Genomic DNA, 24,674 nt, shown 5'->3' with positions numbered 1-24,674 from the left:
CTGAGCATTTAAAAAACTAGCAGAGGATATTTTGATAGTCAAATAGTTTTAATATAAATATAGGGTTCTATTTTTAAATATTATTTTAAATAAAAATAAATAATTAGATGCTGTATTTTCTAGTTTAAATCATTCGTACATTACAGTCAGAAAGTCGATATTGCGTGTGGGTAAGTAGAGTTGGCATATTCATTGCTTAATTTATGATATCTGGTCTGACCAGTCAGACAATGCGTTAAATTGGAGCAGCGATGCAACTCGAAACATTCAATCAGCTAGATTCAGATACGGCCAAACGGGTTTTGCAAGGCTGTGTGCACATTCCCAATTGGATTTCTGAACTGCTACAGCAACGTCCATACAGCTCTAAAGAACAGCTTTATCAAACTGCGCTTGCACAAGCGCAAACCTGGCAATGGCCTGAAATTTCTGCGGCCTTGGCGCAACATCCACGTATTGGTGAGAAAAAAGCGGCAGCGGTGTTGTCTGAAAAAGAACAGCAGTTTTCTCAGCAAGAGCAAGGGCAGATCCAAACCGATGCAGTGCTGCAACTGGCACTTTATCAGGGCAATTTAGATTATGAGCACAAATTTGGGCATATCTATCTGATTCGTGCAGCAGGTCGTTCCGGGCAACAGATACTGTCTGAGCTGCAACGCAGACTCAAAAACACAGCAGAACAAGAGCAAGCCGAAGTGAAGCAGCAATTAGGGGAAATTGCACTGCTTCGTTTAAATCAGGAGATTCAATAATGGCGGGTATCAGCACACATATTTTAAATGCATCACTGGGTCAGCCTGCGTCAAAGGTTCTAGTGAAATTACTGCAGCAAGTGGATCAAGGCTATGTGTTATTAGATCAGCAAGTTACCGATGCCGATGGTCGTATTAAAACATTCAACCTCGAGGTATTTGTGCAGAGCAATTACCAATTAATTTTTGAAGTTGCCGATTATTTTCAAGCTTTAAATACCGCAAGTTTTTATCCACGCGTATGTATTGATTTTAAGGTCATGGATATTCAACAGCACTATCACGTGCCGTTATTAATCAGTCCGTTTTCATATTCAACCTATCGTGGCAGTTAAACCAATTCAAGCAATGTGGACATTATGAATTTAATTTGAGGAATTAACCCATGCAGCAAGACAACCTAGACCGTGAGGCTCACGGATCAGCAGAACATCAATATTTAGGCATGAACAAAAACCTGATTTATGGTTTGCAACATGTCTTGACCATGTATGGCGGCATCATTGCACCGCCGCTCATTATTGGTGCTGCGGCGGGCTTGCAAGCCTCTGAAATTGGACTATTGGTGGCGGCTGCATTATTTGTTGGGGGAATTGCCACCGTTTTACAAACCGTTGGTTTCAAGCATTTTGGGGCGAAATTGCCGATTGTTCAGGGCGTCTCTTTCGCAGGTGTCGCCACGATTCTCGCCATTGTAACCACAGGTGGTGGTTTGGCCTCGGCGTTTGGTGCTGTGATTGTGGCGTCGATTATTGGCCTGTTGCTTACGCCATTTTTCGCAAAAATTATCCGTTTCTTTCCACCGGTGGTGACGGGTTGTGTAATTACCATGATCGGTATTTCGCTGACGCCTGTGGCAATCCGCTGGATTATGGGCGGCAATCCAAAAGCTGAAAACTGGGGGGATCCAGCCAATGTCGGTTTGGCATTAATGACCTTAGCGATTGTGATTATTTTTAGTATGTTACGCAGTCAAATCTTGCGTCGGCTTGCGATTTTGATTGCCATTGTGTTGGGAACCGTGCTGGCTTATTTTGCAGGATTCACTGATTTTTCCAATGTCGGTTCAGGTTCTATTTTTGCTTTACCGAGCTTTTTCCACTTTGGTTCTCCTGTCTTTGACTTTTCTGCCATTCTGTCCATGGTGATTGTGACCTTGGTGGTGATGACGGAAACCACCGCAGATATTATTGCGATTGGTGAAATCGTGGGCAGCAAAGTCGATTCTAAACGGATAGGGGATGGTTTACGTGCCGACATGTTATCGAGTGCAATCTCACCGATCTTTGGTTCATTTATGCAAACGGCATTTGCACAGAATGTTGGACTGGTGGCGATTACTGGAATTAAAAGCCGATTTGTGGTGGCAACTGCAGGCGGAATTCTGATTGTTTTAGGTTTGCTGCCGATTGTGGGGCGTTTAGTCGCATCCATTCCGATGCCCGTATTAGGCGGAGCGGGGATTGTCCTGTTTGGAACAGTCGCAGCCAGTGGAATTCGCACTTTAGCGAAAGTGGATTATAACGAGCATAAGAACCTGATTATTGTCGCGACCTCATTGGCGATCGGCATGATTCCGATTGTAAACCATGAGTTTTATGCACAATTTCCTGTTTCTGTGCAGATGTTATTACACTCTGGGATCAGTTCGACCTGCATCACTGCAATTCTACTCAACATCATTTTCAATCATCTTCCATTCACTAAAAAATCAGTGGAAGTGGCAAGCTTGCCCTTGAACTCAGGGCATTAATCATCACGGATTCAGGCTTGAATGTTCAAACTGAATCCTGCTTTTTACCTGCACATCGTTAAAAGTCGCTTATTTAATTTTGAATAGGTCTGGGGGCGTTTTTGGCTTTAAAAAAGTGCAAAGCAAGATTTTTAAAGCATCAGCAGGTCGGTTTTAAAGGTTTTAAATCAATTTTTAGATCAAAGATCTAGGGGATAACTATGCAAAAAATTCGCTTAACATCGGTTGCTTTCGCAGTCGCTATGGGGACAACATTACCAGCATGGGCTGCCGATACCAGCTTAAATGCTTTATTTAATCTGCAACAAGATTGTCAGCCTCAGGACAATTCAATTGAATCGATCTCTGCTGTATTGGCCTGTGGCAGTGTGCATGGCGTGGTCAAGTCTACGTATTATTCACTCAATAATGGTTATTTTGTGAATAATTTAAATCAAGATACCACGGTGATTGGCGGCTATATCAAATATGAAACAGCGCCTTTTTATGGGGTACAGGCAGGGGTTGGCTATGATATTCAGCGTCGTTTGGATGAGAAAAACAAGAATGATGAAGTCTCTGAATTAAAAGAAGATCGTGATGGTTTAGCAGAAGCCTATCTGACGTGGAAAAATGATTTGGCGCGGGTGACCGTCGGTAATCAGCGTCTCAATTTGCCTTTTATGGGAGATTATGCGGACCGCCGTGTCTTGATGTTCTTATATCAAGCTGCGGATGTACAGATCGGGAATAACAATGATTTCCTACGCCTGACCAAAGTGAATAAATATAAAAGTTATGCAGAAGATGAGTTCACCAAAAGCTCACGTCAAAACCCAAACTTGCAAACTGATGGGGTCTGGTCGATTGGTGCAGGGAAACGTTTTGCATTAGCGGATGATAAGACCCTAAAAACCCAACTGTGGTATCAGGATTATGATGATTATCTGCGTTTGATCTATACCCAAGCGGATCTGACATTTCCAAGATTGAATTATGCTCCTGAATTGTCACTGCAATATATGTCTGGCAAGGATCAGGGCAAGGCACTTGCAGGCGAGATCAATAGTCAGGTTTGGGGTGTTCAAGCTGCGTTGAAAGTTTTACCGGCTGCCAGTTTGAAGCTGGCCTATAACTATATTAAGCCCGATCAAAAGAGCTATTTAAATGGTGCGCTGCTTATGCCTTATGCCAGTCAGACATCGTCTGGTGAAATCTTTGCACAACCTTTTTTTACCAGTACCCAAGATCTAGGCGCGGGCAATGCCTTGATGCTGTCTTTGGAGGGCAAACTCACCGATCAAGTGATTGCTGGGGCACGTTATTCATTTATGGATTTAAAGGAGGCAGAGAATGTCGCCAGTCGAAACCAATCTGAATACATGCTGTTTGGCATTTATAACTTCACGGGTGCTTTGAAAGGTTTTAGTGTCAGTAATTTTGCGGGGATTCAGACATCACCGCGCTATGACAAGAATTTCTTACAAAACCGTTTTGCACTGAGCTACAAATTTTAAAGGACGAGGTAATGACAATGATGGCCAGCTTAAATAGCCGTTCAAGAATCTGGATTAAACAACCACTCGCAATTTATACCGCGAATCAACTCGATGCGAGTAATGGCTTGGTGATTGAAAATAATAAAATCATTGAGGTTTTGGCAAAGGACCAGCAACCCAGTCAGCCCTGTGATGAGGTATTCGATGCCAAAGACCTGGTGGTGATTCCTGGCTTGGTAAATAGCCACCATCATTTTTATCAAACCTTGACTCGAGCTTGGGCACCTGTGGTTAATCTCCCTTTATTTCCATGGTTGGTTAATCTGTATCCGGTATGGGCACGTCTAAATCCAGAGCAGTTACATGTCGCGACTCAAGTGGCTTTGGCCGAGTTGTTGTTATCGGGTTGTACCTTTGCTGCGGATCATCATTATTTATTCCCGCAACAATTGACCGATGCGATTGATATTCAAGTTAATGCCGCACAGCAATTGGGAATGCGGGTGATGTTAACCCGAGGTTCGATGAGTCTTGGACAAGAACAGGGTGGTTTACCGCCACAGCATACCGTGCAAAGTATGGAGGTCATTTTAAGGGACAGTGAACGCTTGGTGCAGACCTATCATCAACGCGGGGATAATGGCATGGTCAATATTGCCTTAGCCCCATGCTCACCTTTTTCGGTGACACAGGAGATTATGCGAGAAAGCGCGCAACTCGCTCAGACACTGGATGTTCGATTGCATACACACCTCGCAGAAACCTTGGATGAGGAAAGCTTCTGTCTGGAAAAGTTTGGCATGCGCACGGTGGATTATTTAGAACACGTGGGTTGGCTAAATGAACGGACTTGGTTAGCACATGGTATTCATTTTAATGCAGATGAAATTCAGCGTTTAGGGCAGGCGGGTGTGGGAATCTGTCATTGTCCACATTCCAATATGCGCCTCGCCTCAGGGATTTGCCCAACCCTCGATTTAATGCAGGCAGGTGCCAATGTGGGGCTGGGCGTTGATGGTTCCGCCTCTGGAGATGCTTCAAATTTAATTCTGGAAGTTCGTCAGGCCATGTATTTACAACGTTTAAAATACGGTGCTGAAAGGATTACTCCTGAGTTGGCCTTGCATTGGGGAACCCACGGTTCCGCACAGCTATTAGGGCGTGGACAACATTTAGGACAATTTGCACCTGATTATCAGGCCGATTTGGCCTGTTATAAGCTCGATGAATTGAAATTTTCAGGCAGTCATGACCCGATTGCAGCCTTACTCTTGTGTGGTGCCGATAAAGCGGAACATGTGATGGTTGCAGGCCAGTGGCAAGTTAAACATGGCGAGATTCATGGACTTGATTTAGAAGAACTGAAAGCAAAACATCGTGCTGCAGCAAAAGCCTTATTGGCGGCTTAAGAAATCGTGATTGATTTAAAGGAGGGGGCTGATAAGCGCCCCTTTTTAATTTAATCGAGTGGATTGCCAATAATATTACTGATAATCCCTTGCATGATATGTGAGCCTTGTTCTTGGTACAGCGATTGATACCATTCTTCAGTCACTTGAGGATCTTTCATATGGGTGACATCGCAACGCTTACGGGCTCGGAGCACCATTTCTTTGGTGCGATCATTGCGCTTGTTTTGATAACGCGCCAATGCATCCTCTAAACCAAAGGTATTGATTTGTAAGGCGCGGGCGAGGTAAATCGCATCTTCCATGGCTTGACAGCCGCCTTGTCCGATATCAGGGGTGGTGCTATGCGCTGCATCACCGAGTAGCACCACACGTCCTCTATAAAAATCCATAAACGGTTCAATGTCATGAATTTCGACACGATTGGTTTTTTGCGCATCTAAACGTTCAATCAGTTTTTGTACAGGTTCACACCAACCGCTGAAATGGGATTTCAGGTCTTGTTGATATTGTTCACGCTGATTTTCCAAACCAGCCGCTAGCGGCACATCAAAGAAAAAATAGAAACGATTTTGGGCAACGGGCATCAGTGAAACACGCTTACCTTCACCGATATACGTCGTCCATTGCATGGCAGGTGCAATCGCTTCATCAATATCAACCAAACCATTCCAATTCACATAACCTGCATAGCGACGTTCAACTTGGTAACCGAGGACAAATTTTCGGGTGAGCGAATGTGTGCCATCTGCACCAATCAGTAAATCGGCTGTAATTTGTGAGCCATCCTGAAAATGAAGGGTGACATCATCTTGATGGCTTTCAATCTCGGTCATTTTCATGCCCAGCTTGATATCTGCCAGACCAAATTGTTGCATTAATAATTGTTGTAGATCAGCTCGGGCGACAGGATAGGCATGTTGTCCGACTTCTTTATATAATGGTGATAAGCTAAATTGAGTCATGGTTTGTTGGCTCAGTCCATCCACATAGGCCAAAGATTCCATTTGTCCACCAAGCGCCTGAATTTGATCGGTTAAGCCAAGATAGTTGAGGCACTTCACCCCATTTGACCACAGTGAAATAGCGGCGCCGACGGGTAAGATTTCGGCAGCTTGTTCATAGATCGTGACCTGATGACCAAATTTTTTTAAAGCGATACCAGCAGTCAAACCGCCCATACCTGCACCTACAATCGCAATATTCATCGTTCAGACCCTAAAATATAAATAAGTTTCTAAACAGTTCTAAGCGAGAAGTGTGCCAATTTTAGCAACTGGTTTTACTGGTCATACCAGATAATTTGCTTTATTAAAAAGCAAAAATAGAAAGGCTGCATGGATATGGTTCAAAGCATGGGGCAAAGTGGTGCAGATTTAATTTTCGTGTTTAGATTGAGCTGTTATGCCGAGAAAAGTACACACCCGCCCGTTGTGCAGCACCAATAATATGCGCTTGCATGGCTTTTTCAGCCGCAGCTGCATCCTGATGAAATAAGGCTTGCAGAATTAACTCATGTTCTTGAATAGTTTTAAATGCCAGATTAGGTTGAACAAAAGGTAGGATCTGACTTTTTTTAATCCATTCAGTATGCATTTTAAGTGTTTGAATAATTGATTGATTATGGCTAAGTTCAATAATGTGCTGATGAAAAGCATAATCAAATTCAGAGGCTGCCTGCCAGTTTTGTTCTTTGATTGCACTGGCAAGGGACTGGTAGTGTTGCTGCAGGGTCGACTTATCCTGTTCGGTTAAATATTCACATGCAAGCAGGGCACAGAAACCTTCCAGTACATAACGTAATTGATAGAAATCTTTAAGCGAAACACGGTGTTCGCCATCCCATTGTTCTGCGGCTTGGCTATGCTGTGAAATCACATAAACCCCTTTACCCGCCTTGATTTCCAATAAGCCTAAAGCGGCAAGACGGGTTAATGCCTCACGTAAAGAAGCACGACTGATTCCCAACTGGAGCGCAAGATCACGTTGCGAGGGTAAGGCAGAGCCGACTGCATACGTATTTTGTTGAATGCGTTGATGAATCACTTCCACCGCTTGCTCAGTCACCTGAGATGATTTTCCATTGAGCATCGCCTGTGGACTCATCAGCAACACACCTTAAATATAAAAATAAACAGTTTGATTCTACACAAAATTTATCTTTTTGTTGGCGCTGTTGATTAAAAATAGCTATATTTTTAATAACAGGTCAGACCAGTTGGACTGGATCTTGCATAATAGAATAGAAATGAAACCTTCAGGAATGATCAATGACAGTGCATGTTGCTAAAACCGTAGCTTTACCGACCCATTTGCAGGCGTCCACCAATCTTGCTGATGCCAGAATTGGTGCAAGTATCGTCAGTTGTTCTGATGAGTTTTTTGCAGAAGCGGCAAGAATGTTGCAAAGCACACCCGCTCAATTCATTGAAGGAAAATATGATGACAATGGCAAATGGATGGATGGGTGGGAAACGCGACGTAAACGTGAGTCTGGTTATGATTGGTGTATTGTTCGTTTAGGTGCAACAGGGACTGTATCTGGATTTGATATTGATACCTCATTCTTTACAGGTAATTATCCAGCCTCTGCTTCTATTGAGGGCTGCTATGCACCAGATAATCAATTAGAAGGTATCACTTGGACGACGTTATTAGAAAATTCGGTTTTATCTCCAGATCAGCATCATTTTTTCGACTGCGCTGCTCAGAAAATTACCCATATTCGCATTAATATTTTCCCTGATGGCGGTATTGCCCGTTTAAGAGTCTATGGCCGTGTACTGCTCGAAAATGTCGATACAACCCAGCAGATGGATTTGATTGGTTTAAAAAATGGCGGGCGTATTGTGGCCTTTAGCGATGCGCATTTTGGCCATCCGAATAATTTACTCAGCCCTGATCGTGGTTTAAATATGGGCGATGGTTGGGAGACCAAACGTCGCCGTGCTCCTGGTTTTGACTGGTGCATTATTGCCTTGGGACAAACCGGGCAGATTGAAAAAATTGACGTCGATACCGCGTATTTTAAAGGGAATTTTCCCGCTTTTTGTTCGATTCAAGCCGCTTATGTTGAAGATGCGACTGATGCGCAACTTATTCCGCAGAGTATGTTCTGGCCTTTTGTATTGGAACAGCAGCCTTTGAGCATGGACAATATTCATGAATATGTTGCAGAAGTGCTTCAACATCAAAAAGTGAATTATATTCGCGTCAATATGATTCCCGATGGCGGTATTAGCCGGATTCGTTTATGGGGGAAAGCGGCACTGGTTGCAAAATGATTTTTCAGGGGTTTAAGGGGCGAAGCCCCTTAGCACACCCTCAAAAACCAATGGCGCAGCCATTGGTTTTTGAGCTTTTGATTTTAATTTGATTGCATAATCTGTAGTTATTTTTAAGCAAAATAAAGCAACAGCGCAAAAGTTGCCTTGCGCGACAGTGTTGCTCACGCGATGCAACTGATCTAAAGAGAATCAACCTATGCATGAAAAAAATATTGAAATTCGGCCTTTAACTCAAGACAGTTTTGCTGCTTTTGGTGATGTGATTGAAAAGAGCAATAAAGACTTTATCCCGATTAATCAAGGACTCACTGAACGCTATCATGCCTTATCGTTTGCACAGGTGTCAGGCGATCAGGTCGCCGTAGGGATGAGTATTTTTCATAATCTGTTTGCAACTCCCATTCCATTTCAGATTGAGATCTTAGAACGACATCCTTATGGTTCACAGTCTTTTATTCCATTACAGCAACAGAGGTTTATTGTTGTTGTGGCGTTGCCTTTTGATCAAACACGACCTGATGAGCAACGGATTCAAGCTTTTATCAGCAATGGGCAGCAGGGTGTTACCTATCATCAAGGGGTATGGCATCATCCTTTAATTACTTTGGAAGCAGATAGTGATTTTCTGGTCGTAGATCGTATTGGTGGTGGCAGTAATTGTGATGTCCATCATTTATCTCACATCTGTTGGATCACTGAAGCTTTAGTACAGTCAGAGATTGTGAATCTCTGACTGTATAAATTTTATAAAAAGAAGATATGTACATTTAAAATGTTGGAGGGTTGCTCATTTTAATTTAGAATTCTCGACTCTATGAATATTCGCGTATCTTTATTATTTTCTAATTAAGATTATTATATAAAACATAAATATTGATTTTCTATGTCAACAAAACGTTATGTAGCAAGAGAATTGCTTGAACAGCACACAAAGCAAAAGAAGCAAGAAAAATTAGAACAAAGGCGCTTAGCGCTTGAACAACGAGCTAAAGAAAAAAGAAAAGCGAAAGTACAGATTGCTTTTTTGATTATCGTATTCATTTTACCGTTATTTTTATTTCCAGCATATCCACGCAATCAGTGGCAGTATGAGATTTATCGTTATATTACAGAGCAGATGTTGATTACGGTGGGAACCAAAGGTCCTCTGCCATTTTTTACTATTCTTTCAAGTATTTATTATACGATTATAACATCTGTTTTCGGCGGTTATTTGTGTTTTCTATTTATTAAGAGAGTGGGTTTGGGCAAGGTGTTTCAGGAAAAAATTTATAGTAAATTTTTTCAGGCCGAGTTTGATGCATCGAAGAAATATCCATGGCTGGAGAAACCATTAATTAAAAAAACGATTGTTTCAGGGATGTTTTTCTTATTCCTCTTAATCGGTATCCTACATTTTATCCATGATGAAATTTCCTTTCAGGATGGTAGCCGTAGAGGTGCATTCATCCAGTTAAGTTATAATTATCGGATTGGTGTACTTTTTTGGGAAGCATGTATTAGCACTATTACGATATTCCCATTTTTCTATTTCGGTTTTTTATTCATTTATCTTGTTAACTATTTTTTCCGAGGATTAGGTACTGGAAAAATTATTATGCCCCCAAAAAAGACACCTAAAAAAACCAAGAATAGATCTAGAAAAAGATCAGAAACGAGAAAAATCAATCGATAATTTTTTAATAGCAGACAGAGACAATTTGCCTCTGTCTACAATGAATTAACGATTAGATAGGATTCGAAAATTACTTCAACTCTATCTAAATCATTAGTATTTCCCTTTAAAATTTGCACTAATTCTTTGTTTTAAATATTCCTTCGCTGTAATTGCTGGATATTTCTGTTGTGGGCTTTCAATCAGCACATCTTCATTGGCTTGGCAGAAGAAGGCGAGGCTATAACGTGCGCCTTGATATTCATCTGCTTCTGGATTTTTGACACGGTGGAAATTAGATGGCAATTGATCATCACTCCAACGCATCAACATATCGCCGATATTACAGGTGATGACATCATCCCGTGGTTCGATACTGGTCCATTGCTGTTGTTCCATATCTTTACCTGGACAGACTTGCAGACCACCTTGACCATTCCGTTGGAATAATAAGGTTAAACAATCAAAATCGGTATGTGCGCCTGCACGCCATAGACCTAATTGATCTTTTAAAGCTGGATCAATGGCATAGTAATGCAGCATTCTTAAAGTGCTTTGATAACTGTCTTGTTCAGGATCATGGGCAAGGCTAAAGAAGTTATCAGCAAAACCCAGTTTATAAGCAAAACAGGAGAGTATTTTCATACCCACATGCCAACACGCCTGTTCAAATTCAAGCATGGTATTTTTAAAGTCAGGTAGCTCTTGCTCTGTTGGATAAAGCCCATCCATACGTGGACGAGTAATTTGGTAGGATTCTTTTTGGTCTGGGGTACTGGTCGATGGACGGACTTGGGCCTTACTTTCCCAACCTGCATTTCGATGGAGTGGGTAGCGTGCTTTGACCGGCTCAGGCAGAGCAAAAAACTGTTGTGTCATGTCAAATGCAGTTTGAATCTGCTCAAGTGGAATACCATGATGCGAGACCTGAAAGAAACCAATATCAGTGGCAGCCGCCCAGAGTTGTTCCGCAATTTCATATTTACGTTGTTCAAAGTCAGATAAATCAATCACTCGAACTTCGCGTTCAAAGGTTTCTTGACCCAAAGCTCCCATACGCGCTTCTTTTTGCAGTTCTTCTAAGCTGTAGTCATGTTCAGCGATTGGAGTCATATTGGCGCTATTCATATTTCAACCTCATCTTTTGGATAAACCGTGACCCAATCAAATAGATTGAAAGAGACGGGGCCACATTCAAAAAAGAGCCGCACTTTTTCCATAAGAGAAAGCATTATAAAAAAGTGAGCTGATTTCTGAGCAATGACCCACATAGCAGTCGATGTAACTGACTATGCTGAACGCTTCTACTCTGACAGAAAGAATGAAGCACTTTTTGTGCCAGTTTATAAAGTGAAATAGATTGATGCTAAGATTGGTCTGAATTTTGAGCTATGTTGAATGGTTTAGTTCGGGGTGTGTTTCATTTAAATATAAGGCGTCAATCGGGCGTAGAATAAAACCAAGAGCTAGGCTATCTGCAATACAGGACAGTAATGAGTGTATTTAATCGGCATACAATAAATTGCCCACCATTTGGATTATTGAAATATGGCAGTGCACATTGGCTGGGAGAGGTTGAACTTGATGCATTCGAAGGGATGCTTCGGGTTATTGTTCGAGCAAAACGTGATGGTCCAACAGATGTGCAGATTGCAGCAATGACGCGTTTGCTTTCTGATGTTGCGACCATCAAGACATTGGCAAGTAAGGCAATGGTTGATGTTTTTGTGGATTGTGAACTTCTTCCAAGCGACTTTGGTTCTGATGTGCATCATATCTGGCAGTATCTTTCCCCTTGTGAAATAGAGGTCTCCGATGAAAATTATTTTGGCGGTGGTGATAATCGGATCAATATAATGATTCTTTTTGAGTCACCACAACATTTAGATTTTTTACCCGCTATAGTGACGATTGATGGGTACTTTGAGGAATGTATTTCGGGAACTTGATGGCGACTTATTTTTTTAAATCTAATTTCAGAATGATTGTCGACATGTAACCTCGTTATTTAAAAGATCAATTTATTCGGTCGCATAGTTCATTTAGAGTGCATCTGTACTTACTTAACGCACCATTAAACTGCATACAAAACCAAAGACTCAATGCAGTTGATTCATCTAAAAACAACTAATAATAAATCCAACCTAGAGAATTGCTATAAAAAACAAGATCAAATCAATCTTGGCACAGAGCTTGCTAAATCATGATTGAGTATAAGCGGTCAGTATGTTGCAAACATACGGGACATTGCTCTACAGCGTTTGCTGTTCCTCTTTTGGGGACAAAGCCAATTGATTTTTTGGTTTTGAGAGAAATGTGTAGCTTATACATTGATTGACCCCCTAAAAAGAACAGCAAGATGAATCCATACAGATTTAGGGGTCTTAATATGAATATTCAGCACTATGTGGGCAAAGGGCGACGTACTGTTATCGCGGGCGCGTTATTGGGGCTAGGTACAGTGCTCAGCTCAACCAGTTTTGCAGCCGATAAACTGGTTTTACAAACCACTTGGTTTGCACAAGCCGAGCAAGGGGGATATTACCAAGCATTGGCACAAGGAATTTATAAAAAATACGGGCTTGATGTCGATATTAAAATTGGTGGCCCACAGGTCAATAACATGACCTTATTATTGTCAAAACGTGCCGACATTATTATTAATTATGATCTACAGGTCTTAAAAGGCATCGAAAGTAACTTTCCCATCAAAGCGGTGGCAGCACCATTTCAATTTGATCCACAAGGTGTGTTAACTCACAGCGATGTAAAGTCTTTGGCCGATCTCAAAAGCAAAACCATTCTAGTCTCGACCAGCGGACAAGCAAGCTGGTGGCCTTGGTTAAAAGGCAAATATAAATTAGATGCCGCGCAGGCACGCCCTTATACCTTCAATATGCAGCCATTCTTAGCAGGCAAAAATGTAGTCCAGCAAGCCTATGCCACCTCGGAAGTGTTTCAGGCGAAAAAAGCAGAACCTTCGAGTAATTTCTTTTTATTTGCTGATGCGGGTTATCCAGCCTATGGCGGCATTTTAGTGACTCGCAATGATGTCATTCAAAATAAACCTGATGTACTGCGCCGTTTTGTTCAGGCATCGATGGAAGGATGGAAAAACTATTTAGCCGATCCACGTTTGGGCAATAGCATCATTAAAAAAGAAAATCCAAATATGAATGATGAACTACTGACTTTTGCAGTCGGGCAAATGCGCAAATTAAAACTGATTGATGGTGGAGATGCTAAGACCCAAGGCATTGGCGTGATGACAGATGCACGTTGGAAAGCAACCCGAGATTTTATGGTGAACGCAGGTTTACTCAAAGCCCAAACCAATTGGAAAGCCGCTTATACCACGCAGTTTGTTAAAGCTGCCAAATAATCTTAGATACTTGCCTGAAAAGTAAGTCAGGGTGAAAGGGTGAACAAAATAGGGCACTCGCACGAAGGGGAAACCACATGAATTCTGCTTTACCAATTGATACGCCAATACATGAATCTTCAACCTTTATCACGCCGATGATTATGGCGAGAGGGGTTGAAAAAACCTATCCCAATGGCACCAATGCCTTACAGCGACTGGATTTAAATATTGCCCGCGGTGAAATTGTTTCATTACTGGGACCGTCAGGCTGCGGTAAAAGTACCTTGCTAAAAATGTTTGCCGATCTGGAACAGCCTTCAGCAGGTTTGGTGCGCTGGAATGGCAAGGCTGAAATGCAATCTCAATGCAAAATGGCCATGGTATTTCAGGAAGCAACACTGATGCCGTGGGCCAATATTGAAGACAATGTGCGTTTACCTTTGGATTTACAGCATATTGCCAAATCAACCAGTACGCCCAAAGTCCAAGCTGCTTTAAAAGCCGTTGGTTTAGAAAAATTCGGCAAAGTTTATCCGCGTGAACTTTCGGGTGGCATGCAAATGCGTGCCTCTTTGGCTAGAGCCTTGGTGACTGAACCTGATCTATTACTGATGGATGAACCTTTTGGCGCATTGGATGAATTTACCCGCCATAAACTCGACAGTGATATCCGTCAATTATGGTCTGAACGAGATCTCACGGTGGTATTTGTTACGCATAGTATTTACGAAGCGGTGTATCTGTCTTCAAGGGTCATTGTGATGGGTGCACGACCAGGACGTGTAGTGGCGGATTTAAATATTAATGGGCCTTATCAACGCGATGAGTCTTTCCGAAGCTCAGACATTTTTATTCAACAATGTTCGCATCTATCGCAATTATTGGCTGAGGCAAGCGGAGGGCATGCTCATGATTAAACCATTGCTACAACATCCAACCGTACAACGTATTGCCGCTCCACTTGGGCTTGGTCTGATTTTTCTCATGTTTTGGCAACTGAGTTTTCAACAACTGGAAGTGCCTGTTTATGTCGTACCTAAACCTAGTGATATTGTCATGGCGCTGATTAATCAGTCTAGTGTGCTATTCAGTAGTTTATGGGTAACTTTAAAAATCACTTTATTGGCTTTTGTCTGCGCTGTGATCATTGGCACATTGATCGCTTTTGTATTTGTACAAAGTCGTGTGCTCGAAGCCTGTTTTATGCCGTATGCCATTTTATTTCAGGTCACACCGATTGTTGCAATCGCACCTCTGGTGATCATCTGGATTCAAAATACCACTTTGGCTTTGGTGGTGTGTGCCATGTTAGTCGCGGTTTTTCCAATACTGACCAATACCACCTTGGGTCTGCGTAGTGTCAATAAAGGGTTGCTTAATCTTTTTCAAATCAATAAAGCCAGTCGATGGCAGATTTTGATGCGTTTACGTCTGCCGAATGCTTTGCCTTATTTCTTTGGTGGCTTACGAATTTCCTGTGGCTTGGCGCTGATTGGTGCTGTGGTTTCCGAGTTTGTTGCAGGTGCGGGTGGCACCAGTGCGGGCTTGGCTTATCAAATCTTACAAGCAGGTTTTCAGTTGGATTTACCCTTGATGTTTGCTGCATTATTCCTGATTACTTGTACGGGTCTGGGCTTATTTGTATTGATGTCTTTATTAAGCCAGTTGTTTTTAAGCAAATGGCATGAGAGTGAGCAAGTATGAGTTCAGTGTCTTTAAATAATAGTTATTTAATTCAAAATGCCCATGCCATTTTGACTGGTTTAACTGGTGAAGCAGCGCGCTGCACATCCACCGATATCCGTATCCAATCAGGAAAAATTACGGAAATAGGGCGGCTAATCGCTCAGCCGAATGAACAGGTTGTGAATGCCAAAGATTGCGTGATTTACCCAGCATGGGTGAATACCCATCATCATTTATTTCAGTCTTTACTCAAGGGTGAACCACAAGGGCTGAACCAAAACCTGACCTCATGGCTTGCCAGTACGCCGTATCGGTTCCGTGGCGCATTTGATGAAGCGACTTTTCGGATTGCTGTACGTATTGGTTTGATTGAATTATTACGTTCAGGTTGTGCAACGGTAGCAGACCATCATTATTTATATTGGCCACAAATGCCGTTTGATGGTGCTGCAATTTTATTTGATGAAGCCGAAAAATTGGGTATGCGCTTTGTGTTGTGTCGCGGTGGTGCAACCTTAACGCGTGGTTTGGAAAGTGAGTTACCTCAAGCCTTACGTCCAGAGAAATTTGAAGACTATATAGCGGATATTGAGCGTTTGGTGCAGCACTATCATCAGCCAGATTCAAATGCTTTCCGAAAAATCGTGATGGCACCCACTTCAACTTTGCATTCGACCACAGCACAGCAGTTGCGTGAAAGTGCCAAAATCGCCAGACAATTGGGGATTCGGATGCATAGTCATTTATCCGAAACAGTGGATTATCTGGATGCAGCTAGAGCCAAGTTTGCTATGACCCCAGTCCAATTCTGTGCTGAACAGGACTGGATTGGCAGTGATGTGTGGTTTGCCCATTTGGTAAAATTATTGCCAGAAGAAATTCAGTTGTTGGGCCAAACTCAAACAGGAATCGCACACTGTCCGCAGAGTAATGCTCGTTTGGGTAGCGGTATTGCTGATCTGGTTGCTCTGGAACAGGCAGGCATGACTATTTCGATTGGGGTGGATGGGGCGGGTTCCAATGAAGCCGCAGATATGTTGTCTGAAACCCATGCCGCTTGGTTGTTACAACGAGCCAGGAAGGGGATGTTGGCCACACCACAATATGAAGGAGGACTATTTGAAGGTGGTGCAGATGCTGCCAGTATTGAGGATGCGATTCGTTGGGGAACGGTGGGTGGTGCGAAAATCTTGGGACTTGATCAAGTCGGTACAATTGAGGTGGGGCAACAGGCTGACTTGGTCATTTATCAGTTAGATGACCCTCGTTATTTTGGCTTGCATGATATGGCAATTGGGCCTGTGGCAAGTGGCGGACGAGCGCATATTAAGGCCATGTTTGTAGCAGGGAAAATGGTGATGGAAAATGATCAGATTCCTGATCTGGATATGATGGAGTTGGCTTGGCAAGCCGCGCAAGCGGTGAAGCTGTTACAACAGCGGAGTGTAGAAATGGCAAAAATAGCCTAAATTTTATTATACAAATTTAGGCTTCTATTCGTATTTAGAGGTTAAAAGGATCAATATTCATAGAGTATTTCTACTTAATATTCAGTCCAGCTTAATTAGAGTAATATAAATGAGTAATTGAGATAAGGACTCTAGCGATTAAAAAGCGATAGCTCTTGTATAATCACTTTTTTGATCAGCTAAAAATATTAGAGCTATGATATATTCTTCTTAGTAATGCAGCTCAGATTTTAGTAATGTCTGAAAACTAGGATCGATATTATGGGTTAAAAGGATAAAAAAATGGCAAGAACGGATTTAAAAGTACCCTTTGCTGAGAAAGATCAAGCCAAATCACTTGGTGCCAAATGGGATGTTCAAAATAAAGTTTGGTATGTGCCAGAAGGTATATCTCCAATAGCATTCCAAAAATGGTTACCACAAAATAATTATAACATTCAAGCAGACAAATTTTATATTGCAATATCAAATTGCAATTGTTGGAAATGTGCAGAACTTACCTCCGTTTATTGTTTTGCTGTTCCAGCAAATGCTATATTCCGAGAATATCAGGATGATGAAGATGAACTAGAATGGGTAAGTAATGTGCATGATCAGCATACTTTTATTAGCTATCTAAAGGAAGTAACTCCTAATGCTGAGCGAGCACTAAAAGCTGTAACGACGAAATACTTCTCTGATTTCAGTAAAACTATTAATTCGTCGTATTGGATGAATCACTGTGAACATTGCGGTATGAAACAAGGTGACTTCGAGCTGCATAGTGAATCAGATGCTATATTCTTTCCAATTTACTCAGAAACTGCAGAACTCATAACATTATTAGAAATAAATGAACCATTTGCTGGTAATGGAGATGGTTATGGAAATGTCACTTCCAATATGGATGATATTTTTCCATTAATGAAGATTATATCTACATTAACCTGAGTTTAGGATAAGAAATAAGATGTCCTAGCGCATACCTGAACTTAAAGTTATTGAAGTTTGATTAAGGCTGTCAGGTTATATTTGAGCGAGTACACAATAAATCCATCTAGTGTACTCGCTGCAAAATATTGTACTTTCATCCTGATCATCTCCTTATTTTAAAGGAGTATCTTAGAACTTATTTCCTTTGGAAAAATTGTTTAAATCGGATATACTACACGTGATGACGTTTTAAAAAGCCTAAGCTTGAAAAGGATGATGTCTATACCAATGCTCGGCAATCTGCTGACGGGTACAAATCCAGACCCGATCATGATTTTGTACATAATCCAAGAAGCGTTGCAGCGCCTTAAAGCGGGCAGGACGTCCTAAAATGCGGCAATGCATACCAATAGACAACATTTTCGGATGAGTTGCTCCCTCTGCATAGAGAACATCAAAAGCATCTTTTAAATATTCAAAAAAATCCTCACTACGATTAAAACCCGTAGGAGACGCAAACTTCATATCATTGGTATCAAGTGTATAGGGAATAATTAAATGCGGACGGATTGCACCCGCTGCATTGCGGAGTGTTGTCCAAAAAGGTAAGTCATCGCCGTAATAATCACTGTCATATTGCACCTGATCATATTCCGCCAATAACTGACGGGTATTGGGGCTATCGCGGCCTGTATACCAACCCGTTGGCATTTCACCAAACAAATCTTTGAGGGTATGCATGGCTTCATGCATATGTTGTTTCTCAGTTTCAATATCCATATTTTGATAATGAATCCAGCGCAAGCCATGCGATACCACATCATAGTGATGCTGTTTGATCGCTTCGACCACCAATGGATTCCGTTGCAAAGCCATTGCCACAGCAAAAATGGTCATGGGTAATTGGCGTTTGGCAAATTCCTGCTGAATGCGCCAAAAACCGACCCGTGAGCCATATTCATAAATCGAGTCCATCGAAAGATGCCGCGCAGGATAACTTTCTGCACCACTGATTTCAGACAAAAACTGCTCTGATCCTTCATCGCCATGCAAAATATGTTTTTCACCACCTTCTTCATAGTTCAGCACAAACTGCACCGCAATTTTCGCTTGATTGGGCCATTGGGCATGGGGGGGGTGATCGGCATAACCGACCATATCACGTGGATAATCTGCTGTTAAATGAGTGTCTGTATTGGGCCAAACCATAGCAATGCCTAAATCGTAAAAAGGTGAATCTTCACATCAACTTACCCGATTAAATCTTTGAGTGTCAAACATTATATTGATTTAAATCAACAACTTGTTTGTTTTATTTTGGTGCAAAAGTACCATGTTATTGATGAATGTTCTTTAACATGCGCGATTTTAGTGCTTCCATCTCGATAATGATTTGATTCATCATGATTTGCGCAATCCGAGAAAGTTGCCGTTTTGGTGCAACACAAAGTGCTACCGTAATTGGATGTAGGCCATGGTCATTGATTGCTCTAAATTCAAACTCACCATTTTCAATATAAGGGGCTGCATCCAGATAACTCATAATGCTGATGCCTAAGTTTTGTCTGAGCAAGGAGATCATCATATGGATATCATTGCACTCGATAGTATGACGTGGGTGAAAGTCCTGCTTTTTATATAAGGCCGTAACATGGTCATGAATGACCAAAGGCTCGGCGGGAATAATATGATTGAATTCCAGTGTATCGGAGAAGTAGATTTTTTCTTTATGGGCTAAAGGATGCTGTTTGGGAATCACGAAACCCAAGGGCATTTCAATAAAGGCGCTGATTTGTAATTGGTGCTGATGTTTAGGGTTCAGAATCAAACCAAAGTCGAGTTCAGCATTGATCACCAGATCCGCGATACGATCACTGTCCAAGACACGAACCTTAAAATTAATCCACGGATATTGCTCAATAATGGACTGCATCACCGCACTGACAAAGCTTTCACTCAGTGCTGCAATCATCCCAAAATCAATTGAACCGCGTTGTATGCCTTGGATTTCATTCAAACGTTTCTGGGTGATTTGAAACTCTTTTTGCCAGCTGCGTAGATCGGCATAGAGTAATTCGCCAGCCAAAGTCAGCTTGAGTCCACTGGGTAATCGTTCAAATAAAGCCACGCCGAGTTCTTCTTCTGCCAGCACGATCTGCCGATGCACGGCGGAGACAGAAATAAACAGTTGATCGGCCGCTTTTCTTAAACTGCCTGTTTTGGCAACGGCAATAAAATAATCGGCAAAACGTGAAAATGGCAGCGCCATTGTAAACTCACTTGAGATAAAGCAGGTTTCAATACAAAAGCAATTTTAGTGCCTAGACTGTTCTAATTTTTAGAATGAGTCATGTAAATCATTCTAATAGACGAAAATAATGATCTATTCCACACTACAAACAACAGCGGAAAGACGAAATCACGAGCACAGGATATGAACGCAATTCCATTCATCAATCTTCCAAATAAGCCATGCCATAGCCAATTTGATGATCAGGATTGGCAGATTCTTGCACAACATTGGTATCCCGTGGCACGTATTGAAGATGTGAGCAGTAAACCGCAGCAAGTGACCTTATTGGATATGAACCTGGCTTTGTATAAGACCGAAACAGGGCAGATTCACTTGGCTCGAGATATTTGCCCACATCGTGGTGTGCCTTTGAGTAAAGGCTGGGTTGAGGGAGACACTTTGATCTGTCCTTATCATGGACTTCATTTTAATGAGGATGGCAAATGCACTAAAATTCCAGCCCAACCTGATTTAACTAAAATCTCGGAGCGTTTTTCCCTGACCAAGTTTCCTGTTGTTTTAAAATATGGATTGGTCTGGACCAGTATTCTCGGCAGAGATGAAAGTTTGGCGAATTTTCCCGTGTTAGAGACATGGGAGAGTGCGGCACATCAAGCCATCTTGCCGCCGTCAGTCGATATTGCAGGTTCAAGTGGTCGTCAATTGGAAGGCTTTATTGATGTGGCACATTTTGCTTGGGTGCATCATCAGGCTTTTGCCGATCGAGATAATCCGGTGGTACCTAAATATTCGACTGAACGCACCGATTATGGCTTGCATACAAACTACACCAGCAATGTCAGCAACTATCCGCATGGCATGCAGCATTTAGCACCCGATGATTTTTTATGGGAACGGATCTTTGATGTTTATCCGCCATTTTCAGCCGTGCTGACCATTCATTTTCCGAATGACGGGGTACTCAAGATTTTAAATGCCTGTTGTCCCATCTCGCATAATAAGACCCGTTTATTTGTACCGTTAACCCGTAATTTTGATACCACAGGTGATTTACAGGCAGTGTATGATTTTAATGCGCAGATTTTTGCCGAAGATCAAGAGATGGTAGAGGCGCAAAAGCCAGAAGAATTACCTCTAGATATTAGTATGGAAGCGCATTTTGAAGCTGACCGTTCTTCGACCATGTATCGCCGTATCTTGGCGGAGTGGGGGTTAAGCAAACGATATACGGTATAGACTTCAATCCCATTTTAGCTAGAAACGGATAATATACTTAGAAAAGTAAGGGTTGAAATGGGAGAAAGATAAGAATACATAATTTATGTGTTAGCACTCTATTTTTAAATCTTAGATACGAAAACTATTACGAGTTAGAAATATATTTTCAACATGAAATATTAAAATGCTAAACACATTATGACAATCTTATATGAATAGACAGAATTGTATGGACGATAAAATTGCATTCTGATTAATATGCATTAAATTTAATCAAATATTCTATGTACAGATGCTGAATAATATCTATCAAGCTTTAGAGAGTCTCGGCCTTACAGCACAAAAACGTGCAATCCATATTCAGTTTTCCAATCAAGATTTAAATACTCAAGTCTTCCTACAGCGTATTGATGGACAGCATCAACTGAATGACGGATTTAAGGCAGAACTGATCTGTCTATCGACCAATGCGACCATTCCACTTAAACAATTTATTGGCAGCCAAGCGGCAATTGATACGGTGACCGATAATGGACAATTGACCCGTGTCACAGGGATTATTACTCAAGCCTTACAAGGGCAATCGGATGGTAGCCTAACTGTCTATAAGCTGACTTTAGAAGATCCCACCGCATTGTGGAAACAACGCCGTAACAGCCGTGTGTTTATGAACAAGAGCGTACCTGATGTTGTGCAACTTATCTTCAAGGAGTGGCAGCAAAAGAGTTCCTTATTTGCGTCAAGCTTAACTTTGGACTTAGGTGGACTGCGTCAAGATTACGATATCCGTCCTTTTATTATGCAATATAATCAATCAGATGAAGAGTTTTTAACATCTTTGATGCGTAGCGAAGGGATTAGCTGGTTAATTGATGAAGCCGAGCGAATTGTTCCGCAAAGCAGTGTCGCGATTCAGCCGCAAAAACTACGCTTGATTGATGACAATAGCCAATACCAAGCGCTAGACAGAAGAACGATTCGTTACCACCGCAGCAGTGCTACAGAGCAATATGACAGCATGACCAGTTTGGTCGGGCAACGCAGCTTACAACCAAGCAGCGTGCATGTACAACGTTGGCAAGCCGATGTACTGGAACAAGAAGATGGCGCAGGCAGTGTGCAGAGCACACATAAACACAGTGCTCAATACGACAATGCCAGTTTAGGGCTGGAACAGGCATGGCATTTTTCACCGGCATGGATGCAAGACCTGAATGGTGAAGATGGTGCAACCGCATCGGGCAATGCACAAATTGAAAAACTGAATCAGAATCTCGGTCAATATTACGACTTACAATCCAAGCAATTTATCGCCGATACCACTGTCCGCGACACGCATGTGGGTTACTGGTTTGAATTGGTTGAACATCCTGAAATTGATCAACATGCTGGCAGCGATAAAGAATTCCTGATTACAGGCAAAAACTTCTATAACCAAAACAATTTGCCTAAAGATCTACATCAGCAGATCAATCAATTATTAGCACAAAGCAATTGGCAGCTCACTCAATCTAATAACACAGAAGAACGCCAAGCCAATCAACTGACACTACAACGCCGCAGCATTAAAACCGTACCCGAATTTAATCCCTTACAACACCGTCCAACAGCCTCACCGCAACGTGCCAAAGTGGTTGGGCCAAGCGGCGAAGAAATTCATGTGGATGAATGGGGGCGGATTAAAGTCCGTTTCCTATTTACCCGTAACGATGACCATAGCCACGATGGTGGTGCGGGTGCCAATGACAATGACACGGACTCAGCTTGGGTTGATGTACTGACCCCTTGGGCAGGTGAAGGCTATGGTGCACGTTTCTTACCACGTATTGGAGAAATCGTGGTGATTGACTTCTTTGATGGCAATATTGACCGTCCCTTTGTAGTGGGAAGAATTCATGAAGGCCAGCGTAGCCCGACCAAGTTTGATCAAGTAGGTAAGCTGCCAGACACCAAGAAACTGGCAGGGATTAAGTCCAAAGAAGTTCAAGGTGAAGGTTTTAACCAACTACGCTTTGATGACACCACAGGACAGATCAGTGCTCAACTACAAAGCAGTCATGCCGCCAGCCAACTGAATCTGGGTAAACTCAGTCATCCTAAAGACAAGGCTGAAAGTGAAGACCGCGGCGAAGGTTTCGAGTTACGCACCGACCAATGGGGTGCAGTACGTGCAGGCGAGGGTCTTCTCGTTTCCACCTATAAACAGGATCAAGGTCAAGGTGAACATTTAGATACCGAAGAAACTCAGATACAACTAACAAGTAGTTTGAATAATGCCCAAGCTCTAAGTGAAGTTGCTAAGAACCAACAGACTGATGAAATTGAATCAGTTGAACAGTTAAAGGCATTCGCTGAGTACTTAGAAAAAAATGTAGCAAGTTTTAAAAAATCACTTTTATTACTCAATTCACCAGCAGGCATTGGCCTAAGCAGTAATGAGGACATTCATGTCTCTGCAGATGGGCAAATCAATCAATTCGCAGGTAACAGTATCAACCTGAGCACACAAAAAAACTTCATTGGTCATGCCTTAAATAAAGTCAGTTTATTTGCAATTCAGGGAAATTTTAATCTTGTGGCTGCACAGGGAAAGTTTAGTATTCAGGCCCAATCCAGCGCATTGGATGTATTGGCAAAACTTGGAGTTTGCATTGCGTCAACTGAAGATCGGATTGAAATTAGCAGCCCTAAAGAGGTGTTAATTACAGGAGCATCCTCACAAATTGCTTTAAATGGTTCGGGTATTTTTCCGAAAACTGGGGGGAAGTTTGAGAGCAAGGCAGGGCAGCATATGTTTATGGCGGGTGAGAGTGCAAATCAAATGGCCCAACTCCCACAGGCAAAACCATTAAAAGGTGCACTTGAACTTTTGAAAAGTTATGGTGGGCAAGACTTCTTTCAAGATACGAGCTTTAAAGTTTTGGATTCACTCGGTAAACAGGTGTTAGGAAGACTGGATAAAAATGGATATGCAGTTGTAACTGGTATTGCACCCGGCCCTGCAAAAGTTGAGTTTGAACGAGATCTGCGAAGTGCTTGGGAAGAGAAAAGTCATTTTAGTGAGCGTGATTATACATGGTCAGATGAAATCATTAGTGGAATAACGGCTCATGTACAGAATGCACTTGATGGCATAGGACAAAATATGATGTCACAACTAAAAACTCAATTATTCTCAGGCCAGATCAGTAATCTCAAAGAAATGGGTAAACATGCATTACAGGATTTAGGTCAGCAGACCATCGCGCAATTTAAAGATCAGACGAGTCATTATGTTCTGAGTGCCATTTCATCTCAACTTAATGCCAATTTATCCCTTGATCAGATCATGATGATGAAACAGATCGGAATAAACCCCAAAAGTTCCGTACAAGATGGATAAAAAACGAATTATCAAATTAAAAAAGCTCTATGACAAAGATGCGTCCGCATAAATAA

At 41.9% G+C, this 24,674-nt stretch carries 21 protein-coding genes; 16 read left to right on the top strand and 5 right to left on the bottom strand.

Going from position 1 to position 24,674, the window contains the following annotated elements:
* The first annotated feature begins 251 nt into the window (after nt 1–251).
* From uraD to NG55_RS03040, 5 genes are all read left to right on the top strand, one after another.
* Entirely contained in the window at nt 252–752 is a 501-nt protein-coding gene (uraD, locus tag NG55_RS03060) for a 2-oxo-4-hydroxy-4-carboxy-5-ureidoimidazoline decarboxylase (RefSeq protein WP_065342290.1), read from the top strand.
* Complete coding sequence (gene uraH / locus NG55_RS03055; RefSeq protein WP_065342289.1) at nt 752–1,087, top strand: hydroxyisourate hydrolase; 336 nt, start codon at nt 752–754, stop codon at nt 1,085–1,087. Before uraD ends, uraH begins: the two co-directional genes overlap by 1 nt.
* A 50-nt stretch (nt 1,088–1,137) precedes the next feature.
* Nucleotides 1,138–2,505 (top strand): nucleobase:cation symporter-2 family protein, encoded by a 1,368-nt coding sequence (locus NG55_RS03050; RefSeq protein WP_065342288.1) that lies wholly within the window; start codon nt 1,138–1,140, stop codon nt 2,503–2,505.
* 200 nt (nt 2,506–2,705) lie between these two features.
* Nucleotides 2,706–4,001, top strand: coding sequence for an OprD family outer membrane porin (locus NG55_RS03045; protein WP_065342287.1), 1,296 nt, complete (start codon nt 2,706–2,708; stop codon nt 3,999–4,001).
* 17 nt (nt 4,002–4,018) lie between these two features.
* The gene (locus NG55_RS03040) at nt 4,019–5,392 is read left to right on the top strand and encodes an 8-oxoguanine deaminase (RefSeq protein ID WP_065342699.1); all 1,374 of its coding nucleotides are present in this window, start codon (nt 4,019–4,021) and stop codon (nt 5,390–5,392) included.
* 50 nt (nt 5,393–5,442) lie between these two features.
* Here the strand turns inward: NG55_RS03040 and hpxO are convergent, their stop codons facing one another.
* The gene (gene hpxO / locus NG55_RS03035) at nt 5,443–6,600 is read right to left on the bottom strand and encodes an FAD-dependent urate hydroxylase HpxO (protein ID WP_065342286.1); all 1,158 of its coding nucleotides are present in this window, start codon (nt 6,598–6,600) and stop codon (nt 5,443–5,445) included.
* Nucleotides 6,601–6,781: 181 nt separating this feature from the next.
* Complete coding sequence (locus tag NG55_RS03030) at nt 6,782–7,498, bottom strand: FadR/GntR family transcriptional regulator (protein ID WP_065342285.1); 717 nt, start codon at nt 7,496–7,498, stop codon at nt 6,782–6,784.
* A 164-nt stretch (nt 7,499–7,662) separates the two neighbouring features.
* Between NG55_RS03030 and alc the strand changes: the two genes are divergently transcribed.
* From alc to NG55_RS03015, 3 genes are all read left to right on the top strand, one after another.
* Nucleotides 7,663–8,676: an allantoicase gene (gene alc / locus NG55_RS03025; RefSeq protein ID WP_065342284.1), complete on the top strand. Its 1,014-nt coding sequence runs from the start codon at nt 7,663–7,665 to the stop codon at nt 8,674–8,676.
* Nucleotides 8,677–8,875: 199 nt separating this feature from the next.
* Nucleotides 8,876–9,412, top strand: coding sequence for an ureidoglycolate lyase (locus NG55_RS03020; protein ID WP_065342283.1), 537 nt, complete (start codon nt 8,876–8,878; stop codon nt 9,410–9,412).
* 150 nt (nt 9,413–9,562) lie between these two features.
* A complete protein-coding gene (locus NG55_RS03015) occupies nt 9,563–10,354 on the top strand; it encodes a hypothetical protein (RefSeq protein ID WP_065342282.1) in 792 nt (263 codons plus the stop codon).
* Between the two features lie 93 nt (nt 10,355–10,447).
* Here the strand turns inward: NG55_RS03015 and NG55_RS03010 are convergent, their stop codons facing one another.
* Nucleotides 10,448–11,461 (bottom strand): isopenicillin N synthase family dioxygenase, encoded by a 1,014-nt coding sequence (locus tag NG55_RS03010; protein ID WP_065342281.1) that lies wholly within the window; start codon nt 11,459–11,461, stop codon nt 10,448–10,450.
* 365 nt (nt 11,462–11,826) lie between these two features.
* Between NG55_RS03010 and NG55_RS03005 the strand changes: the two genes are divergently transcribed.
* The 6 genes from NG55_RS03005 (at nt 11,827) to NG55_RS02980 (ending at nt 17,782) form a co-directional block, all read left to right on the top strand.
* Nucleotides 11,827–12,282, top strand: a complete 456-nt coding sequence (locus NG55_RS03005; protein ID WP_065342280.1) for a hypothetical protein — start codon at nt 11,827–11,829, stop codon at nt 12,280–12,282.
* A gap of 440 nt (nt 12,283–12,722) precedes the next feature.
* Entirely contained in the window at nt 12,723–13,715 is a 993-nt protein-coding gene (locus tag NG55_RS03000) for an ABC transporter substrate-binding protein (protein ID WP_016542925.1), read from the top strand.
* A gap of 77 nt (nt 13,716–13,792) precedes the next feature.
* A complete protein-coding gene (locus tag NG55_RS02995) occupies nt 13,793–14,614 on the top strand; it encodes an ABC transporter ATP-binding protein (RefSeq protein WP_065342279.1) in 822 nt (273 codons plus the stop codon).
* On the top strand, nt 14,607–15,401 hold the full coding sequence (locus NG55_RS02990; RefSeq protein WP_065342698.1) for an ABC transporter permease: 795 nt from the start codon (nt 14,607–14,609) through the stop codon (nt 15,399–15,401). The genes NG55_RS02995 and NG55_RS02990 overlap by 8 nt, the downstream gene beginning before the upstream one ends.
* Nucleotides 15,398–16,852: an amidohydrolase family protein gene (locus tag NG55_RS02985; protein ID WP_065342278.1), complete on the top strand. Its 1,455-nt coding sequence runs from the start codon at nt 15,398–15,400 to the stop codon at nt 16,850–16,852. Before NG55_RS02990 ends, NG55_RS02985 begins: the two co-directional genes overlap by 4 nt.
* A gap of 282 nt (nt 16,853–17,134) precedes the next feature.
* Nucleotides 17,135–17,782 (top strand): DUF5710 domain-containing protein, encoded by a 648-nt coding sequence (locus tag NG55_RS02980; protein WP_065342277.1) that lies wholly within the window; start codon nt 17,135–17,137, stop codon nt 17,780–17,782.
* A gap of 240 nt (nt 17,783–18,022) precedes the next feature.
* On the opposite strand, the gene puuE is transcribed toward NG55_RS02980, so the two are convergent.
* Nucleotides 18,023–18,973, bottom strand: coding sequence for an allantoinase PuuE (gene puuE, locus NG55_RS02975; RefSeq protein ID WP_065342276.1), 951 nt, complete (start codon nt 18,971–18,973; stop codon nt 18,023–18,025).
* 127 nt (nt 18,974–19,100) lie between these two features.
* The gene (locus tag NG55_RS02970; RefSeq protein ID WP_065342275.1) at nt 19,101–20,033 is read right to left on the bottom strand and encodes a LysR family transcriptional regulator; all 933 of its coding nucleotides are present in this window, start codon (nt 20,031–20,033) and stop codon (nt 19,101–19,103) included.
* 165 nt (nt 20,034–20,198) lie between these two features.
* Here NG55_RS02970 and NG55_RS02965 point away from each other — a divergent pair, with 165 nt between their 5' ends.
* Together NG55_RS02965 and NG55_RS02960 are read left to right on the top strand one after the other, a co-directional pair.
* Nucleotides 20,199–21,254 carry an aromatic ring-hydroxylating oxygenase subunit alpha gene (locus tag NG55_RS02965; RefSeq protein WP_065342274.1) on the top strand — a complete coding sequence of 352 codons (1,056 nt, stop codon included), beginning with the start codon at nt 20,199–20,201 and terminating at the stop codon, nt 21,252–21,254.
* 274 nt (nt 21,255–21,528) lie between these two features.
* On the top strand, nt 21,529–24,618 hold the full coding sequence (locus NG55_RS02960; protein WP_081408950.1) for a type VI secretion system Vgr family protein: 3,090 nt from the start codon (nt 21,529–21,531) through the stop codon (nt 24,616–24,618).
* Nucleotides 24,619–24,674: the final 56 nt, after the last annotated feature.

Source organism: Acinetobacter gyllenbergii, from assembly GCF_001682515.1.
Classification (GTDB): Bacteria; Pseudomonadota; Gammaproteobacteria; order Pseudomonadales; family Moraxellaceae; genus Acinetobacter; species Acinetobacter gyllenbergii.
Note: the sequence above shows the minus strand (reverse complement) of the source record. Positions and strands in the feature narration are given on the sequence as shown.

Excerpts from the sequence above, each read along its gene's own strand:
- NG55_RS03010 (WP_065342281.1), bottom strand. The coding sequence starts at position 11,461 with ATGAATAGCGCCAATATGACTCCAATCGCTGAACATGACTACAGCTTA.
- NG55_RS03050 (WP_065342288.1), top strand. The coding sequence starts at position 1,138 with ATGCAGCAAGACAACCTAGACCGTGAGGCTCACGGATCAGCAGAACAT.
- NG55_RS03040 (WP_065342699.1), top strand. The coding sequence starts at position 4,019 with ATGATGGCCAGCTTAAATAGCCGTTCAAGAATCTGGATTAAACAACCA.
- NG55_RS02970 (WP_065342275.1), bottom strand. The coding sequence starts at position 20,033 with ATGGCGCTGCCATTTTCACGTTTTGCCGATTATTTTATTGCCGTTGCC.
- NG55_RS03020 (WP_065342283.1), top strand. The coding sequence starts at position 8,876 with ATGCATGAAAAAAATATTGAAATTCGGCCTTTAACTCAAGACAGTTTT.
- NG55_RS03045 (WP_065342287.1), top strand. The coding sequence starts at position 2,706 with ATGCAAAAAATTCGCTTAACATCGGTTGCTTTCGCAGTCGCTATGGGG.
- alc (WP_065342284.1), top strand. The coding sequence starts at position 7,663 with ATGACAGTGCATGTTGCTAAAACCGTAGCTTTACCGACCCATTTGCAG.
- NG55_RS03000 (WP_016542925.1), top strand. The coding sequence starts at position 12,723 with ATGAATATTCAGCACTATGTGGGCAAAGGGCGACGTACTGTTATCGCG.
- uraD (WP_065342290.1), top strand. The coding sequence starts at position 252 with ATGCAACTCGAAACATTCAATCAGCTAGATTCAGATACGGCCAAACGG.
- NG55_RS03015 (WP_065342282.1), top strand. The coding sequence starts at position 9,563 with ATGTCAACAAAACGTTATGTAGCAAGAGAATTGCTTGAACAGCACACA.
- uraH (WP_065342289.1), top strand. The coding sequence starts at position 752 with ATGGCGGGTATCAGCACACATATTTTAAATGCATCACTGGGTCAGCCT.
- NG55_RS02960 (WP_081408950.1), top strand. The coding sequence starts at position 21,529 with ATGCTGAATAATATCTATCAAGCTTTAGAGAGTCTCGGCCTTACAGCA.
- hpxO (WP_065342286.1), bottom strand. The coding sequence starts at position 6,600 with ATGAATATTGCGATTGTAGGTGCAGGTATGGGCGGTTTGACTGCTGGT.
- puuE (WP_065342276.1), bottom strand. The coding sequence starts at position 18,973 with ATGGTTTGGCCCAATACAGACACTCATTTAACAGCAGATTATCCACGT.
- NG55_RS02965 (WP_065342274.1), top strand. The coding sequence starts at position 20,199 with ATGAACGCAATTCCATTCATCAATCTTCCAAATAAGCCATGCCATAGC.
- NG55_RS03005 (WP_065342280.1), top strand. The coding sequence starts at position 11,827 with ATGAGTGTATTTAATCGGCATACAATAAATTGCCCACCATTTGGATTA.
- NG55_RS02995 (WP_065342279.1), top strand. The coding sequence starts at position 13,793 with ATGAATTCTGCTTTACCAATTGATACGCCAATACATGAATCTTCAACC.
- NG55_RS03030 (WP_065342285.1), bottom strand. The coding sequence starts at position 7,498 with ATGAGTCCACAGGCGATGCTCAATGGAAAATCATCTCAGGTGACTGAG.
- NG55_RS02985 (WP_065342278.1), top strand. The coding sequence starts at position 15,398 with ATGAGTTCAGTGTCTTTAAATAATAGTTATTTAATTCAAAATGCCCAT.
- NG55_RS02980 (WP_065342277.1), top strand. The coding sequence starts at position 17,135 with ATGGCAAGAACGGATTTAAAAGTACCCTTTGCTGAGAAAGATCAAGCC.
- NG55_RS02990 (WP_065342698.1), top strand. The coding sequence starts at position 14,607 with ATGATTAAACCATTGCTACAACATCCAACCGTACAACGTATTGCCGCT.